Origin of the sequence: uncultured Clostridium sp. (assembly GCF_963515715.1) — a bacterium.
Taxonomy (GTDB): domain Bacteria; phylum Bacillota; class Clostridia; order Clostridiales; family Clostridiaceae; genus Clostridium_AW.
The window spans coordinates 95,282-113,062 of sequence record NZ_CAUPZS010000006.1 but is presented as its reverse complement, the minus strand read 5'-3'; the positions used below and the strand labels follow the sequence as shown (position 1 = coordinate 113,062).

The 17,781-nt window shown below is 30.8% G+C and carries 15 protein-coding genes; 10 read left to right on the top strand and 5 right to left on the bottom strand.

The window, feature by feature from the left end; all coding sequences use genetic code 11:
* Positions 1 to 32: 32 nt before the first annotated feature.
* Both RYO54_RS06935 and RYO54_RS06930 read right to left on the bottom strand, forming a co-directional pair.
* Positions 33 to 794, bottom strand: a complete 762-nt coding sequence (locus RYO54_RS06935; RefSeq protein ID WP_315116986.1) for an ABC transporter permease — start codon at positions 792 to 794, stop codon at positions 33 to 35.
* Positions 791 to 1,441: an ATP-binding cassette domain-containing protein gene (locus RYO54_RS06930; protein WP_315116985.1), complete on the bottom strand. Its 651-nt coding sequence runs from the start codon at positions 1,439 to 1,441 to the stop codon at positions 791 to 793. Before RYO54_RS06930 ends, RYO54_RS06935 begins: the two co-directional genes overlap by 4 nt.
* 171 nt (positions 1,442 to 1,612) lie before the next feature.
* Between RYO54_RS06930 and RYO54_RS06925 the strand changes: the two genes are divergently transcribed.
* Genes RYO54_RS06925 through RYO54_RS06915 form a run of 3 tightly spaced genes read left to right on the top strand, consistent with a single transcriptional unit; the run spans position 1,613 to position 4,707 of the window.
* Positions 1,613 to 2,509, top strand: a complete 897-nt coding sequence (locus RYO54_RS06925; RefSeq protein ID WP_315116984.1) for a D-alanine--D-alanine ligase — start codon at positions 1,613 to 1,615, stop codon at positions 2,507 to 2,509.
* Between the two features lie 19 nt (positions 2,510 to 2,528).
* Entirely contained in the window at positions 2,529 to 3,971 is a 1,443-nt protein-coding gene (locus tag RYO54_RS06920; RefSeq protein WP_315116983.1) for a PLP-dependent aminotransferase family protein, read from the top strand.
* A 10-nt stretch (positions 3,972 to 3,981) separates the two neighbouring features.
* Positions 3,982 to 4,707 (top strand): Crp/Fnr family transcriptional regulator, encoded by a 726-nt coding sequence (locus RYO54_RS06915; protein WP_315116982.1) that lies wholly within the window; start codon positions 3,982 to 3,984, stop codon positions 4,705 to 4,707.
* 278 nt (positions 4,708 to 4,985) lie between these two features.
* Here RYO54_RS06915 and RYO54_RS06910 read toward each other — a convergent pair whose 3' ends face one another.
* Positions 4,986 to 6,218, bottom strand: a complete 1,233-nt coding sequence (locus tag RYO54_RS06910; protein WP_315116981.1) for an FprA family A-type flavoprotein — start codon at positions 6,216 to 6,218, stop codon at positions 4,986 to 4,988.
* Between the two features lie 166 nt (positions 6,219 to 6,384).
* Here RYO54_RS06910 and ric point away from each other — a divergent pair, with 166 nt between their 5' ends.
* On the top strand, positions 6,385 to 7,086 hold the full coding sequence (gene ric, locus RYO54_RS06905; protein ID WP_315116980.1) for an iron-sulfur cluster repair di-iron protein: 702 nt from the start codon (positions 6,385 to 6,387) through the stop codon (positions 7,084 to 7,086).
* Between the two features lie 43 nt (positions 7,087 to 7,129).
* Here the strand turns inward: ric and RYO54_RS06900 are convergent, their stop codons facing one another.
* Complete coding sequence (locus RYO54_RS06900; RefSeq protein WP_315116978.1) at positions 7,130 to 7,636, bottom strand: hypothetical protein; 507 nt, start codon at positions 7,634 to 7,636, stop codon at positions 7,130 to 7,132.
* A gap of 232 nt (positions 7,637 to 7,868) precedes the next feature.
* Here RYO54_RS06900 and RYO54_RS06895 point away from each other — a divergent pair, with 232 nt between their 5' ends.
* From RYO54_RS06895 to RYO54_RS06870, 6 genes are all read left to right on the top strand, one after another.
* Positions 7,869 to 8,606, top strand: coding sequence for a hypothetical protein (locus RYO54_RS06895; protein ID WP_315116976.1), 738 nt, complete (start codon positions 7,869 to 7,871; stop codon positions 8,604 to 8,606).
* Positions 8,607 to 9,250: 644 nt separating this feature from the next.
* Entirely contained in the window at positions 9,251 to 10,108 is an 858-nt protein-coding gene (locus RYO54_RS06890; RefSeq protein ID WP_315116974.1) for an AraC family transcriptional regulator, read from the top strand.
* Between the two features lie 593 nt (positions 10,109 to 10,701).
* A complete protein-coding gene (addB, locus tag RYO54_RS06885; protein ID WP_315116972.1) occupies positions 10,702 to 14,148 on the top strand; it encodes a helicase-exonuclease AddAB subunit AddB in 3,447 nt (1,148 codons plus the stop codon).
* Positions 14,149 to 14,200: 52 nt separating this feature from the next.
* Positions 14,201 to 15,019, top strand: coding sequence for a MerR family transcriptional regulator (locus RYO54_RS06880; RefSeq protein ID WP_315116970.1), 819 nt, complete (start codon positions 14,201 to 14,203; stop codon positions 15,017 to 15,019).
* A gap of 109 nt (positions 15,020 to 15,128) precedes the next feature.
* On the top strand, positions 15,129 to 16,163 hold the full coding sequence (locus RYO54_RS06875) for a PTS sugar transporter subunit IIC (RefSeq protein ID WP_315116968.1): 1,035 nt from the start codon (positions 15,129 to 15,131) through the stop codon (positions 16,161 to 16,163).
* Positions 16,164 to 16,180: 17 nt separating this feature from the next.
* Positions 16,181 to 17,167: a D-isomer specific 2-hydroxyacid dehydrogenase family protein gene (locus tag RYO54_RS06870; protein WP_315116966.1), complete on the top strand. Its 987-nt coding sequence runs from the start codon at positions 16,181 to 16,183 to the stop codon at positions 17,165 to 17,167.
* A 96-nt stretch (positions 17,168 to 17,263) separates the two neighbouring features.
* Here the strand turns inward: RYO54_RS06870 and RYO54_RS06865 are convergent, their stop codons facing one another.
* A complete protein-coding gene (locus RYO54_RS06865; protein WP_315116964.1) occupies positions 17,264 to 17,593 on the bottom strand; it encodes a DHCW motif cupin fold protein in 330 nt (109 codons plus the stop codon).
* Positions 17,594 to 17,781: the final 188 nt, after the last annotated feature.

Below are 17,781 nucleotides of genomic sequence, written 5' to 3'. Positions count from 1 at the left end.
CTTTTTATTATATTTATATTTAAAAATTTCAACTAAAGAAGCTGTTTTCGTTCATTAAAAAACCCTTTATATCCTAAATAACATGCTAAGTAGGAGGAGATAGAAGTGGTAGATAGTATCATAAATGTAACCATTAATTGATACTTTATAGCCTGTGCTGGGGAAGTACCTGCCAATATCAACCCTGTCATCATTCCAGGCAAGGAAACTATACCTAAAGTTTTCATTGAATCTATCATAGGAAGCATTCCTGTTTTTATAGAATCTCTTATAATTTCTACAGAAGATGTTTTTATGTCAGCTCCTAAGGATAGTTTTATCTCTATCTCATCTCTTTTACTTTTAAAGTTGGATAAAAGTTGCTTGTAACAAAGTCCTATAGCTATCATTGCGTTACTAATTATCATGCCACCTACTGGAATTACTTGGTTAGGTTCGTATTTTATACTTCCAGCTAGCACTAGTATTATTAAAGTTATAGAAGTACCTGATGCTATAGAAACAAAGGAGATTATATATTTGGACTTTATTCCATTTCCTCTTTTACCTGCATTATAAGAAGCATTTACTATCATGAATAGAAGTAATAATGAGGTATAAATAGGGCTTTTAAAGCTAAATATTAAATCTAACAGGTATCCAATCAAGGCAAGCTGGATAATTGCTCTTATTACACCAACCAAAGTTTCTTTTTCTAAATCTAATTTTTCTTTATAGGAAAAAAATAAAGATATAATTATTAAACAGGAGCTAAATAATAAAGAATAGGTATTCATAGCAACGGTAGTATTCATTTTAACACCTCCAAGGACTTTATGCTTCCATCTTCTATTGTTAAGAGCTTATTTGCATATTTAATACTTTGTTCTTTGTTATGAGTTATCCATAGAATAGTAATACCTTCTTCGTTTAATTTACAGATGATATTTTCAATTATAAGGGTGTTTTCACTATCTAAAGCTGAAGTTATTTCGTCAAGAAGTAGTATATTTGATGGGAAAATTAAGCTTCTCATTAGAGCCACCCTCTGCTTTTCACCACCAGAAAGATTTGTTATCTTTTCGTCTAATATTTTTTTATGTAAATTGAATGAATCACATAAGCACTCTATTCTTTTTATATCTAGGCCTTTATTTCTTATCTCATAAGGAAAGGATAAATTATCTATTACTTTATTTCCAAATAAATAAGGAGTCTGAAAACAATAGTTAATCTCTTTTCTAAGCTCAATTGGATTATAACTTAATATGTCTTTTCCTTTATATGATATATTTCCACCACTAGGGCTTATCAAATTATTGCATAATTTTAAGAATGTGCTTTTTCCGCTACCAGAGTGGCCTACTATGGAAATATAATCTCCTTTTTCTATATGTATATCTATATTTTTAAGTATAGCTTTATCATCGCTTTTATAAGAAACCTTTGAAAAACTTAACATATTATAACCTCCACTAAATCTCTTAATAAATTATATTGCCCCATTTTAAAAAAATCAACAAAAGCTTATGTTGAGCCACTGCACTTTCAAATTAGAGAGGAGGTGGTTCTTTCATTTTTAGAGTTAAATGAATAGAATATAATTGATATAGTATGTTAGGAGGTTTTTTATATGCAAATCGGTGTAGTTATGGGAGGAATTTCCTCAGAAACAGAAATATCATACCTAACAGGAAAGCATATTATTGATAGTTTAGATAAGGATAAATATGAGGTTTTGCCTATTCCTATAAATACTAAATATGAATTGATTGATGGAGTTAAGTGTTTAGAGTTTGCTTTTATAGCTCTCCACGGTAGCTTTGGAGAAGATGGTAAAGTTCAGGCTATTTTAGAGAGCATGGATGTGCCTTACTCTGGGTCAGGAGTATTATCAAGTGCTCTTTGTATGGATAAAAATACTTGTAAAAAAGTATTTATAGCAGATAGAATAAAGACTCCTAAGTGGGTTATGATAAAAAAAGTTGAGGAAATAGATTTTCAAGAAGTAGATAAAATGGGTTTCCCACTGATTGTTAAACCTAATAGCGGAGGATCTAGTATAGGAATTGCTTTAGTTTATAATAGAGAAGAATTAATGGATGCTGTGAAAGAAGCATTAAAGTATGATGAAGAAGTAATGGTAGAAGAATATATAAATGGGGAAGAGATAACTTGCTGTATGTTAGATGGTGAATTACTACCTATACTATCTATTAAACATGAGAAGGAGTTCTTTGATTACTCTTCAAAGTATGATGATGGCGGTGCTGAAGAAAAACCAATTGAGCTTTCAAAAGAGCTATATAGCAAAGTGGAGAAAGCTTGTAAGATATGTTGGAACAGTTTTAAGTTGAGTGTTTATGCTAGAATTGATATGATTATAAGAGAAGATGATGTGTACGTATTAGAAATAAACACTTTACCGGGTATGACTAAAAATAGTCTTTTTCCAAAAAGTGCTAAAGCTTTTGGATTAAGTTTTAGTGAATTATTAGATAGGATAATAGAATCATCTTTGAAAAAGTGATTAGCTTTGAGGTGAGTATATGTTTCATAATATAAAATTAGAGCAAGGAGAAACAGCCTATGGTCAAATATATAGCTATATAAAGGAAATGATTGAAAATGGAATGTTACCAGGTGGTAGCAAGCTTCCTTCCACAAGAGAAATGGCTACAATTATGAAAGTGAGCAGAAATACCATAATAAAAGTCTACGAAATGCTTGAAGATAGTTTTCTTGTTTATACTGAAAAGGGGAAGGGAACCTTTGTATCTAAGGTTGATATTAATAAGAATAAAGAGTGGCATATAAATTGGAATGAAAAGATAAATGAGTTTGGAAAAAAAGCCGAAGAATTAGATATAATGAAGCATGAGCAATTATATAAAAGAGGAATGATTTCATTTAGAAGTATAGCTCCTGATGAAAGTTTATTTGATGTTGAAGAACTAAAAAGGGCTTTTTTAAATAGAGTCGCTCTTGAAGGAGAAAAAATATTAAATTACGGTTATGCAAGAGGATATCAATATCTTATTGAGTATTTAATGAATTATATGGAAGAAAAGGGAGTTAACACAAAGGATAAAGAAATACTAATTACCAATGGATTCACAGAAGGATTTGATATAGTATTATCTTCTTTAACCAGTGAAGGTGACAAGATATTGTGTGAAAATCCAACCCATAATACTGCAATTAAATTGATGAGATTGTATGGATTAGATATTATAGGTTTAGATATAAATGAAAATGGTATAGATTTAGATAATTTGGATGAAAAATTAAATAATGATATAAAATTAGCCTATATAATACCTTCCTATCATAATCCTACGGGTATGGTTATGCCTTTTGAAGGAAGAGAAAGGCTCTACAATAAATTAAAAGAGCATAAGATTCCAATAGTTGAAGATGGATTTAATGAGGAATTACAATATCTAGGTACTCATATAGCTCCACTGGCTGCCATAAGTGGTGAGGAGAACTCAGTTATTTATATTGGAAGTCTATCAAAAATACTATTTCCAGGCATGAGAATAGGGTGGATATTTGCAGATAAGGAATTGATAGATATTTTTGAAAGTGTAAAAAGAAGTAAAAATATACACACTTCCTTTCTAGATCAGGCTATATTGTATGAATATATGAATAGTGGCTCTTTTGAAAAGTACGTAAAAAAGGCTAGGAATATTTATAAAGAGAAATATGAATTAGCTAAAAGCCTTTCAGAAACCTATATTCCAAATGAATATGTACTTGGAAATGGAGGACTGCATATATTTGTTAAGCTAAAGGATGTAGATGCAAGAGTGCTTTTAGATAGGTGCTTAAAAAGAGGAGTAATATTTACTCCAGGGGATATATTTTATACAGATGGTGGAGGAGAGAGCACCTTAAGAATCGGTTTCTCAAGAAACTCCCCAGAAGAAATAGAAGAAGGGATAAAAATAATAGGAGAAGAGGCATCTTTAATTAGAGGAAGGTGATTTATAACCTATGAAAGAAAACAACAAACCAATATGCTCAACTTGTAGTTGTGGTTGCCACGAAAAGTACTGTGCATCGAAAGTATTTATATTTTCAACTCTCGGAGAAGAGCAGTTTAAAGAAATATCAAAATTAATTGTTACCAGAAGATATAAAAAGGGAGAAAGCATCTTTTTTGAAGATGACTTATGGGATAGGCTTTATATCGTAAATAAAGGAAAGATAAAGGTATTTAAATATACGAAGGAAGGTAAGGAACAAATACTTTACCTGCTTTCAGAGGGAGATTCCATAGGAGAATTGAATCTTTTGAAGAGAGGAAAATTTGAATTTAACGGTGAGGCTCTAGAATATACTTCGATTTGTACTTTAAGCAAGGGAGATTTTGATAATATTTTAATAAACAATCCTAGTATAACTCTTAAAATACTAGAAAAGGTTCACGATAGAGTGGTAAACCTAGAAAATTTAGTTCAAATGCTTAGTACAAAGGATATCGAAACTAGAGTAGGAAATCTGTTACTAAATCTTATAGAGAATTTCGGAACAAAGCATGATGAAGATATAATTATAGATTTGCCTATTAATAGAGAGGATATGGGTAACTTCGCTGGTATAACTAGAGAGACGGTGAGCAGAACTCTCTCAGCCATGGAAGAAGCGGGAGTAATAAATGTAGTAGGCAATAAGAAAATTATCATAAAAGATATAGAGTATCTGAAGAACTTAATTTAAGTGTACACCTATGGAGTTGAAAATTAAGAGTGAAGATTAAAGGGTTATGGATGAAATTTCTTTAGGAATTTCTAAATTATAAAATTTGAAAAGATAATTTGTCACAATCTAATTCTGAAGACATATTTGCAAAATACAAAATAGATAAGCATGCTGTGAAATAGCGACTTTTTCTAGAGCGGCTTCACTACGTGCTTATCTATTTGTTTGTGGAACTAAATTATCTTCGTAGAAATCTATTCTTGAGAAACCAATTTGTTATATTTTTGAATATCCAATTATTTTAATAAAAATTCTCCTAGTATTCTACCAGTTTTTATAGATAGATTTTTTCCTTCGTTGTCATTATAAAATCTAATTCTTAAAGGAAGTTTTATTGAATTATCACTAGTAACTTTTATTATATAAGATGTATCTAATGCTTTACCATTGCTCTTTTTTAAATAGTCATTTATTATTTCAATAGCCTCTCCACTCCAGCCATAAGAACCAAAGGCAGCTAAGTATTTCTCTGATAAATCTAATTTTATTATCTCTTTAAGTATTTCTTCTGTATTGCCTATCATATCTCCATATTTTGTGGAACTTCCTATAAGGATTAAATCTGATTCTATAACCTTTTCTTTAATTTCCTCAAAGGACAAAGATTTTAAATTTAACACTGTGGTATCTATATTTAAACCTCTTAAACCTTCACTTATATTTCCGCCAATCTTTCTAGTATTTCCAGTCATGGAGTTATATAATATCAATGCTTTTTTACTTAGATTTTCAGTAGGAATGTCACTCATGCCGTCATATAATTTAATATATTTCTCAACATCTTTTCTAATTATAAAACCATGAGAAGGGGCTATTATTTGTATTTCTAAGTTCTTAATTTTACCTATCATGTCTTTAACATAGTTTCTATGAGGGCTCATAATAAGTTTGTAATAAGTCTTAAAATCTTCATCTATATCATCTTTTGATAAGTCGTTAAACAAATCATAAGTAGCTATATGAGAACTAAATATATCACAAGGAAATAAAATTTTATCTTCTAGAGCATAAGTTATCATAGTTTCTTCAGTATGAAGATAAGGAGTTTCAAAGAACTTTAGAGTTTTTCCTCCTATATTTAAGCTATCCCCATCCTTAACTATTAAATAATTTTTATCATAAAATTTAAACATTCCATTTAATAATTTCTGAGCCTTTGCATTAGTTACAATAGCAGCATTTGGGGCTTTATTTAGTAAAGCTGGCAAGGCTCCTGCGTGATCAGGCTCCACATGATTAATTACTATATACTTCAAGTCTTCTAGATTAATATGTTCTTTGAGATTTTCTACAAACTCTCTAGAATACATTATATCAACTGTATCTATAATAGTTGGTTTTTCAGTTTTTAACAAATAAGAGTTATAGGTAGTGCCTTTTTCTAGAATGAGCCTATGAAAGGGAACCTTTTTATCATCAATTTTTCCAATCCAATATATATTATCTTTTAAAAGTAAATTATTTTTCATGTTAACACCTCTTCTAAAATTTGTTTTTGTTTAATTAAATGATACAACTGATTTTCCATACAATATGTGATTAGAATCAATTTTAAAATTGATTCTAATCACATATTAGTTTTCCTATACTGGCTATAATGAAGGCATAAAATATAAATTTATGGAGGTATGAATAATGAATAAAGTTTTTAAAAGTTCACATAAAATAGGAGATATAGTTGTTAAGTTTCCAAAAGCTATGGATGTATTTAGAAGGTATGGTATTGATTTTTGTTGCGGAGGGAATAGACCTTTAATAGATGCAATAAAAGAAAACAATTTAAATGAAGAGGAAGTTTTAAAAGATCTTCATGATGAATATGAGGAGATTGATTCTCTTATAAAGGAAGAAGTGGATTGGTTAAATACAAGCTACAATGATTTGATAGACTATATTGTAAATAAGCATCATGGATTTTTAAATGAAGAACTTCCAATAGTAAGTGAATTGACTACAAAAATATTAAGAGTACATGGAGAAAACCATCCTGAATTAAGTAAGGTATATAAGTTATTTCATAATTTAAAAATGGAATTAGAGGAGCACTTAATAAAAGAAGAGGAAATAGTATTCCCACTAATTAAAAAATATGAAAATGAAGGTTCAAAAGAAGCTTTGAATAAGGCAGTAAAAATAATAGAAGAACTTGAAGCTGAGCATACTGGAGCAGGAGACATACTAAAGGAATTAAGAAAAATTACTCATAATTATGAAGTTCCAAAGGACGGATGTAACACTTATAAATACACTTATGACAAACTTGAAGAAATTGAATTAGATTTATTTACTCACATTCATTTAGAAAATAATATAATGTTTCCGAGACTTGGGAAATAAAAAAGAGGCAATTTAGCCTCTTTTGTTTTTGTACATTATAATTTTAGTTGAAATTTGAACCGCATCCTCTGCCGCCTCTACCTCTTCTCATCATTCCACTAAAACCGTTTCCTGATCCTGAGCCGACGCCTATGCAATTTTCTATGTTGTTTTTTAAGTCTTCTTTAAATCTTTCGCCTTCTTCTTTGGTGATTTCTCCACTACTCACTGCTCCGTCAATAGCTTTTGTTCTTTCTTCAAGCATGGCATTTCTAAACTCTTCATTGCTCATTCCTTTTTCTTCTGCTATTTCCCACATATGTTTTCCAGAATTAAGCGCATCTTCAATTTCTTTATCACTCATGTTTAATTTATTTTTCAACATTGATGTCATCATATCATAACCACCAGTGCCCATCATTCCTCCCATTCTTCTGAAGGATGATGTAGTGTCGTTAGTGGTATTTAATGGATTTGTATTTCTAGGTGATGCTGTAGCAGCATAAGCAGTAGCTCCTACCCCTAAAGCCAATGTTAAAGCTAATGTTGTTATAATATTTCTTCTTTTCATAATAAAATCCTCCTAAATAATTTTTTATCTATGAATACATGATAAGGCATAATTTTGATTAAACTATGAGGAGATTGTGATAGAATTGTGAAAATTATTTTGTGACTATTTTGTAATTGCTTTGTAACTATTTTGTAACTATTTTGTAATATATTCGTAAATTCAATGTAATCTATACTATGGTTAATTGTGGTAACATGTAATTAAGCAAAATATTAAGAGGAGAACTATTATGAATAAGGGATTAAAAAAGATTATATTAGTAATATCTGCAATTACTATAATATTTTCATTTACTGGTTGTGGAAAAAATAATAATATTTCTTCCTCACAAGAGAATAACGTAAAAGCAGAAATTAATGAAGATAAAAATGGCAAAGAATATAATAAAGAATTAGCAGCTTTTTTTTCTAAAGAAGATATGTTTGAGATGCATTACAGTGGCACCGCAGAATATAGTGAGGTAGTAAAGATTGATAAGGTTTCTGGAAGTAAAGAAACTTTAGTTATTAATTTAAACGGAAATATTATAAAGTTAGCTGAAGAGGGAGAAGAAGCTAGTGGAGATAAATTACAATTTGCAAAAGAATATACCATAGACAATGAATCTGTAAAAGAAGTGCAAAAGAACGGAGAAATTAAAAAGAATCAAGGAGCTATTGAAAAATCTACAATATTAAAACTACCATTAGAAAAGGAAAATAAGTGGCAAGATGAAGTAGAATTAAAAGGGAAAAATTATAAAGCTGAAACTGCTATAATAGAAGTTTCTAAAGACAAGGATGGAAAAAGAATAATAAAAACAGAAACTATTATTAAAGGAGTAGAGGGATATCCGGATAAAACTTACAAAGAAACAAAGCTATTTAAAGAAGGAAGAGGACTTGTGGAATTTAGCAATGTAATAGTATTTGAAGATGGAATTACTATGGACTTTTCATATAAATTATTTGAGATTGAGAATAAATAAATAGTTAAGAGTTAAAAGTTAAAAATGAAGAGTAAAGGAGAGAATTCCCGGTGTGGGAATTCTTAAATTTTTTAATTTAGAAATTCCTGGAGGAATTTCATCTATTAACTACTACGGTGAAAACTTGGATTTTGGCAAAGTCGGCATAAATCTTTTTCATTCAATATCCCAGCTGAAACGTCCGGTTTTTTCGATAACACACAATAAATTCTCTTTCACTTCCTACAACAACGAACACAGCGAAAATGCCAAACTTTATATAGAAAAATCACGCTGCAAACAAAATTGTTCGCAGCGTGATTTTTACTGTTTCCATGTAAATTGAGTGGTGTGATATAATACATAATTGAGGACGGCGCAACTATGGATAAAAACCTAAATGACTATATCGCAATCTATAAAGAATTGTTGGAGCAAGGCGATATTCAAATCGCCTATGAGAGATTGCGGAAATAATAGCATTAGTAATAAAGTAAGGCTACATAAGCAACGTTGGGGTATACACAACCACTTGCAGTCTGTCTTTCCATATTTGCAGGAAGTTTATTGCTATCATTCGGCTAACAGACAAAACTAAACACTAAAAATCGGGAAAAGCCCCTTTGAAAATCGTAAGATATAGGTACAGACAGGAGGTGTTGAGCATGGAGTGGACTGAATGTATTAGTAAAGCAATCAGCTATATTGAGGACAATATCACCGAAGAACTCACAATCGAAGATATTGCAAAACAGGCAATGGTATCATCGTTCTATTTTCAAAAAGGATTTGCTATGCTTTGCGGTTTTACGGTTGGGGAGTATATTAAGAAACGTAGGCTTACGCTTGCCGGCAGCGAGCTTGTTTCCACTGACAGAAAAATTATTGATATTGCACTCAAATACGGCTACGATTCACCCGATAGCTTTACAAAAGCTTTTACTCGGTTTCATGGTGAAACTCCAACTTCTGTACGAAAAGGCGAAACAATGATAAAATCTTTTGCTTCGCTAAAAATCAAACTTACATTAGAAGGAGGTTATACTATGGATTACAAAATCGTAAAAAAAGACGCGTTTACCATTATCGGTGTATCAAAGGTATTCAAGTATGATGAAGCGGCAACAGAAGTTCCGAAATTGTGGACGGAGTATTATCAAACAGGGAAAAGCGATATTGTTTGCAGTGTGTACGGTGTATCCATTGATGAAAATATAGGCGGCAATGAGTTTGAATATCTGATTGCGGATAACTACAACCCAATCAAGGAAATTGCTGAGGGTTTTATCACAAGGGTTATTCCTAAGCACACATGGGCTGTTTTTGCTTGCAGAGGTGCAGGTTCTCATTCTTTGCAAGATGTTCACAAGAAGATTTTCTCGGAATGGTTACCCAACAGTAAGGACTATGAGATTGCGGCGGGTTACAATATTGAAATGTATAGTGATCCTGCCGAGTATGAAAAAGGTGTGCAGGACGAAAAATATTACAGCGAGATTTGGATTCCTGTTCAGCAGAAATAAGAACTAAGAATGGCTATGAAATGCACAGCGTACCGCCAAGCGGATAATAAAAAAACCGTTGTTCGGCGGCAAGATTTTCATGTGCTTAACTAAATGCAAATAGCTTGACGGCGGTTTTGAAGTAAAATCAAAGCCGTCGTTTTTCCTTTTCAGCAGCCGCGATAAATAGCAAAGGCAGGGAAAGTCAAGAGGGCAAAAGTCGCGCGATTAGGGGCGAAAAACGCAGCGTTCATGCGGCTTCCAGAGCCTAAAGTTGAACCTTAACATAGGATGTAACCAATTTTTCTCTCAAATACTTATATTTATAATTTCATGTGTAAAATTTAAAATGCTATGTAATGTGGATTATGCATTTGAGCAAAATTTAGAAATTCTAGAAGTTCTTATTGCAGCGAATCAACATAAGAAGCATTGCATAGCATTTTTATATTTGTTGAAACTCATAAATGTTTTATGTAATATCTATAATCTTCAATTTTCATTTTAACTCTTCATTGAATTTCAGCCCTCCAATGAAAAAAGTAGTACCACTGTTTTTTCAAAATAAATTAGGTTACAATAATAATAACATTACTTATAAGGTGGAATTTAACATGAGTTTAAGATTTATTTATGGAAGGTCTGGCAGTGGTAAAAGTTATTATTGCCTACAGGATATAAAAAGAAAGATTGAAAAGGGAGAAGATACTACAAAAATTCTTCTTGTACCAGAACAATTTTCCTTTCAAAGTGAAAAGAATTTATTGGATTTTCTTGGAGAAGAGAATATAAATAAAGCACAGGTTCTTAGCTTCAAAAGATTAGCTTATAAAGTGTTTAATGAGGTGGGGGGAATTACTCATAGACACATTAAAGATTCAGGGAAGAGTATACTCATATATAAAATAATAAATGATTTAGGTGATGAGCTAAAAGTATTTAAAAATACCTCTAAAAGAGATGGATTTATTTCTACTATGTCTGATCTTATAACTGAATTTAAGAGATATAGTATTACTCCAGAAAGTTTACTTGAGTCTTCAGAGGGTATAATGGAAAATACTCTTAAAAGTAAAATTGAAGATTTAGGTCATATATATTTAAGATTTGAAGAAAATTTACATAACAAATACATAGATACCGATGATGATTTAACTATATTAGTAGATAAACTAGATAAGTCTAATTTATTTAATAATGCAGAAGTTTGGATTGATGAATTTTTTGACTTTACTCCTCAAGAATATAAGATATTAGAAAAAATACTTTGTAAGGCAAAAAGGGTAAATGTAACTTTAAGTACTGATGCATTGGAAGGAACCTCTCCAATAGATAACCTAGATTTATTTTATCCTAGTAAAAATACTGAAGAGAAGTTTTTAAATATAATAGAAGAAAACAATATAAAATATGAGAAACCTTTAGCATTAAACTGTTCACCTTGTTATAGATTTAAGGAGAAAAAAGAATTAATTCATTTAGAAAAAAATTTATATGCCTTTCCTTATAAAGAATATAGAGAGGACACAAAAGACATAACTTTATTCAGAGCGTTAAACAAGTATACAGAAATTGAAGATACAGCTAGAAATATTTTAAAATTAGTTAGAGAAAAAGGATATAGATATAAAGATATTGCGGTTATAACAGGAGATTTGGAGGGCTATGAGAATTTAGTCAGAGCGGTGTTTTCTCAATATGAAATTCCGTATTTCATAGATAAAAAACTTGAAATTAATAGCAACCCTCTTGTGGTATTTGTACTATCATCTATAGAGATATTTGCAAAGGGATGGAGCTATGAATCTGTTTTTAGATATTTAAAGACAGGACTTTCAGATTTGAAAGAAGAAGAAATTGATGTTTTAGAGAATTATGTTTTAGCAAATGGAATAAGGGGTAAGAAATGGACTGAAATCGATAGCTGGCAATATAGGATAAGATATGGATTCAGTAAAGAAGAGGAAATCTCTGAAGAAGAAAAAGAGGATTTAAATTTTATTAATTCTTTAAAAGAAGAAGTAACTACTCCATTGATAGAATTTCATAAAAGCTTAAAGGGAAGTAAAGGGGCTAAAGAAATGAGTAAAGCTCTATATGACTTCTTAAATGTTATGAACGTAAATAAAAAAATTGAGGAATGGATAGTCAAATTTAAAGAAGAAAATCAACTAGATAGAGTAAGTGAATATAATCAAATATGGAATATAATAATAGACTTAATGGACCAAATTGTAGAGGTACTAAAGGAAGAAGAGATAACCATAGATGTTTTTGGGAAGTTGCTTAAAAGTGGATTTGAACAATATGAGTTAGGATTAATACCTCCATCTCTAGATCAACTTTTAGTAAGTAGCATTCAAAGACTTAGAAGTCACCAAATAAAAGCCCTCTATATTATTGGTGTTAATGATGGTGTGTTCCCAGGGGTTATATCCACCGAGGGTATTTTAACAGATATGGATAGAGAAAGTTTATATAACAGTGGCATAGAGTTAGCTAAGGATACTAAGAGTAAAGCCTTTGAAGAACAATTTACAACCTATATAACCATGACTACTATGAGCCATTATTTAAGGATAAGTTATCCTATAGCAGACCATGAAGGAAAATCCTTAAGGCCCTCTATTGTTGTCTCTAGGATTAAAAGAATTTTCCCCAATATTATAGAAACTAGCGATATTATAAAAAGAGATAATATAGAAGAAAATATTGCTAAAGTTACTACACCAAAGGCTACCTTTAATGAACTGATTGTTAATTTAAGAAAAGATGATAATTTAGAGATTGATCCTCTTTGGCTAAGTGTATATAGCTGGTATGTTGAAAATCATGATTGGAAGGATAAATTAACTAATATATTAGGAGGATTTTCTCATAATAATGAAGCGGAGATATTAGATACTAAAAAAGCTAGAAAACTATATGGTTCAAAAATGAATATCAGTGTATCTAGGCTTGAAAAATATTCAGAATGTCCCTTTGCTTATTTTATAAAGTATGGAATAAAGGCAAAAGAACGAAAAATATATAAACTTACAACTCCAGGCATTGGTACTCTAATGCATGAAGTTCTTGAAGATTTCTCATATTATATGGAGGACAAAGAAATTCAGTGGGAAGATGTAAGCAGTGAGCTGTGCAGTGGAATTGTATCTAATATTGTAGATGAAAAAATTGAAGAGATGCCAGGTACTATATTTAAAAGCTCTCCAAGGTATGAATATATGGGCAATACAGTAAAAAGAATATTAACTAGAGCTGTGTCTATCATAGGAAAACAGATAAAGAAAGGGGAATTTAAGCCATTAGATTATGAATTGTCCTTCGGATTTAATGGTGATTTGCCCCCTATATCTATAGAATTAAGTTCAGGGGAAACTGTAAACTTAATCGGTAGAGTAGATAGAATAGATGATTTAAAGGGTAAAGAAGGAACATATATAAGAATTATTGATTATAAATCAGGAAGTAAAGAGTTTAAATTATCTGATGTTTACTATGGTTTACAGATACAGCTACTGGTGTACCTTGATGCTCTTTTAAATGAAATTGAGAAAAAGTACGGAGATAATGCTTTTCCAGCAGCTATGTTATATTTTAAATTGGATGACCCAATAATAAAAACTAAAGGAGACATAAGTGAAGAAGAAATAGAAAATAAAATAATAAAAGAGTTGAAGATGAATGGATTAATATTGGCAGATGCTGAAATAATAGGAGCTATGGATAAAAATCTAAAAGGTTCTTCAGATATTTTACCTGTAAGAATAAATAAGGATGGTACTATAGCTAAGAGCTCTTCTGCGGCGACTAAGGAGCAATTTCAAATGCTAAGAAAATATGTGAGGGATATGATAGTTAATTTATGTGAGGAAATGTTAGAAGGTAACATAAGTATAAAACCTTATAAAAAGAGTGATTCCTCTACTCCTTGTAGATATTGTGAATATTCTCCAGTATGTCAGTTGGACACAGCAGTAGATGGTAATGGATATAGATTTATCAATGATAAAAGTGATGAAGAAGTGTGGGAGTTAATAGAAAAATCTATAGAGTAACAATATTTATCTAAAAAAGAATGAACTAAGGGCATGGTTTGGAGGAAGAGCTGTGGAACATAAAAAATATAAAATTAATGAAGTTGCAAAGATGCATAATATATCTAAAAAAACTCTAATATATTACGATAAAATTGGACTTTTTAAACCCCAGTATGTTGATGAAGTGAATAACTATAGATATTATGATATGAAAGAACTTCCCATATTAAAACAAATTGTATATTTGAAGAAAATTGGTTTTTCTTTAATGGAAATAAAACATCTTTTAGATAATAGAGAGCATGATTTAATAATAGATGCCTTAAGCTCTAAAGATAATGAAATAGTTAAAGAAATTGAAGAACTCCAAGAGATGCACAATAGCATTGAGCATTTATTGAACTTTTATAAACGCACAAAATATCTAGATAAAAAGGATTTATATAAACCATCCGTTAAGATATTTACAGAGAGAAAAATTTTTTACTTAAAGTGTGAAGAAGAGGCTAATGAGGAAGAGATAATGCTGACCTATAGAAGAGCGTTAAGACATCTTCAAGAATTAAACTTATTTTCTCATAAGGAGTATGGCACCATATACTTAAAAGAAGGAATTGAGTCTGGATTTAAGTATAATGTAGGATCATTTATAAGCATTCCTGATAAATATCACATTAAAGAAGAAACAATCCTTCAAGAAGGAAAGTATATTTGTATGTATAAAGATGGCGGATATTATAATGAAGATGCAGTTAAATATCTTTTAAATTGGATAAAAGAAAATGGATATGAAGTTATAAGTGATATATATGAATATTGCATGATTGATTATACTTTTACAAAATCAGTAGAAGATATGATATCTGAAATTCAAATAAGGGTGAGATAATATCTCATCCTTTTATTATTGAAAAAATTGTTGTTGACAATGACCTTAGGGTACAGATTAAAGTGAAATTGTTAAAAAATTAATAATTGATTTAAGGAGTGAATAAATCATGTCAGAAAACAAAATTAATGCTAAGGAGTTTATTAGCAAAATTCTTACAGGTATGAGCATTGGTATTGTAGTTGCACTAATACCTTCCGCTTTGTTAGGAGAATTAGGTAAGGCTCTTAATATAAATGCTATAGTGGAAATTACAAAGATGGCTAGCAATTTATTGGCTATTGTAATGGGACTTTGTATAGCTATGCAATTTAAGATGTCTCCTATACAATCAGGAACTCTAGCAATAACTACAATGATAGGTTCTGGAGCTCTAAAAATAAAGGATAATGTTATTCAATTTGCTGGAATGGGCGATGTAATAAATGCTGGAATAACAGCGGCATTGGCGGTATTATTGATATTATATATAGGGGATAAATTAAAGGCTTATACAATGCTTTGCGTTCCAACAGTTGTTATTACTCTTATAGGATTTACAGGACTACAAATACTTCCATATGTATCTTCAATAACAAAATATTTAGGAAATATGGTCGCAGCGTTTACGACACTACAACCAGTACTAATGGGAATACTTACAGCTGTTACTTTTGCAGTATTGATAGTTTCACCAGTATCTACCGTTGGTGTTGCAATGGCTATTTCGTTAGCTGGAATTGGTTCAGGAACTGCAAACCTTGGAATATGTGCTGCTGGTTTTGGACTTGCAGTAGCTGGATTTAATGTAAATGGATTGGGAACTTCATTGGCTCATATATTGGGCTCACCAAAGATGCAAATGGCGAACTTTGTTAAGAAACCAACAATGATGTTGCCTATAATTGCAAATGCGGCAGTAGTTGGAGCTTTAGGTGGATTACAAAAGATACAAGGTACACCAATGAGTGCTGGATTTGGTGTTAGTGGACTTATAGGGCCAATAAATCATTTAAATATTACTGGATATAGTACAGGAAATCTAATAGCGACAGTAATGATGTTCATAGTAGTACCACTTATATTAAGTTTTGTATTTAAATATGTATTTATAAATGTATTGAAAATTGTTAAGGAAGAGGATTACTTAATAGAATTTAAATAATACGGAGGAGAAGTAAGATGAAAATTATTGCATATGCATATAGACCAGATGAAACTTTAGCTTTTGAGAAGTTCTCAAAGGAACTAAATTTAGATGTTACTTATGTAAAGGAATGTTTATCACCTGAAAATGCACATTTAGCAGAAGGAATAGAAGCTGTTGCAATATTAGGTAATTGTAATGCTAAAAGAGAAGTTTTAGAGAAACTAAGCAAATGTGGAGTTAAATACTTAGCTTCAAGAAGCGCTGGTTATAATAATATAGATCTAAATGCGGCTAAGGAACTAGGAATAAGGGTAAGTAATGCAACATACTCTCCAAATTCAGTGGCAGATTTTGCAACAATGCTTGCATTAATGTTAAATCGTAGGGTAATAGAATCAATAAAAAGAGGCCAAGGACATGACTATACATTAGGCGGATTAATGGGAAATGAATTTCGCAACCAGACAATTGGAGTTATTGGCACAGGTCGTATAGGACAGACTGTTATAAAAAACTTCAGTGGGTTTGGCTGTAAAATACTTGCTTATGATCTATATCCAAACGAAGAAATGAAGAAGTATGTAGAGTATGTAGATTTGGATACATTATTAGGAAAAGCGGATATTATTACATTGCATGCTCCATTATTTGAAAGCAACTATCATTTAATAAATAAAGAAACCATTGCAAAAATGAAGGATGGAGTAAAGATAATCAACACAGCTCGTGGAGAATTAATAGACACATTTGATCTTATAGATGGATTAAAGAATGGAAAAATCGGGGGAGCGGGACTGGATGTTATAGAAAATGAATTAGGCATATTCCATAGTGATTGTAGATTTAAAGCTATAAATCATGATGGATTAGCTATATTAAAGGGCTTACCTAATGTAATATTAACTCCTCATTGTGCATTCTATACAGATCAAGCAGTTAGCGATATGGTGGAATGTGGATTGAGAAGCTTACATTCATTTTTAGTAAATGGAAATAGCTCTTGGGAGATTAGTTTATAAAAATCTATGTTATTAGTCTATATAATTATATAATGAAGAAACCCAGAATTATATTTGAATAATTCTGGGTTTCTTCATTATAAGTATAAAATTATTTTAATCAACTATAAAAAGTTTAGCACCATTTTTAGTAGAGGAACGATGTGGATTTATACCATCAGCAACTTGATAGCTTGTACCAGCTTTAAGGGTAAATTTTCTTCCATCCTCTAATTCCGTTTCTAATTCTCCTTCTAACACAAGCAGTACGTGGCCACGGCTGCACCAATGGTCTGCTAAATACCCAGGAGTATATTCAACCATACGAACACGGATATTTCCCTGTTCAAAAGTTCTCCATATTGCCTTTCCAGTTATACCAGGGTGTTCTGTAGTTTCTACTTCACTCCAATTAATTGTACAGAATGGAACATCAACAATTTTCATATTTCTCTCTCCTTTATGTATGATTATGTATGATTATGTATGATAGTTGTATTTAGTTCCATTATATACTAGTTATGATATATAAGAGCGAGAGTAAAGCTTTGTTTAAGCTTAATAAGATATATAGCCTCTTAATACCTTGAAAATTCAGTTAAATTGGTATGAATCTTAGAATATTTAGAATATAT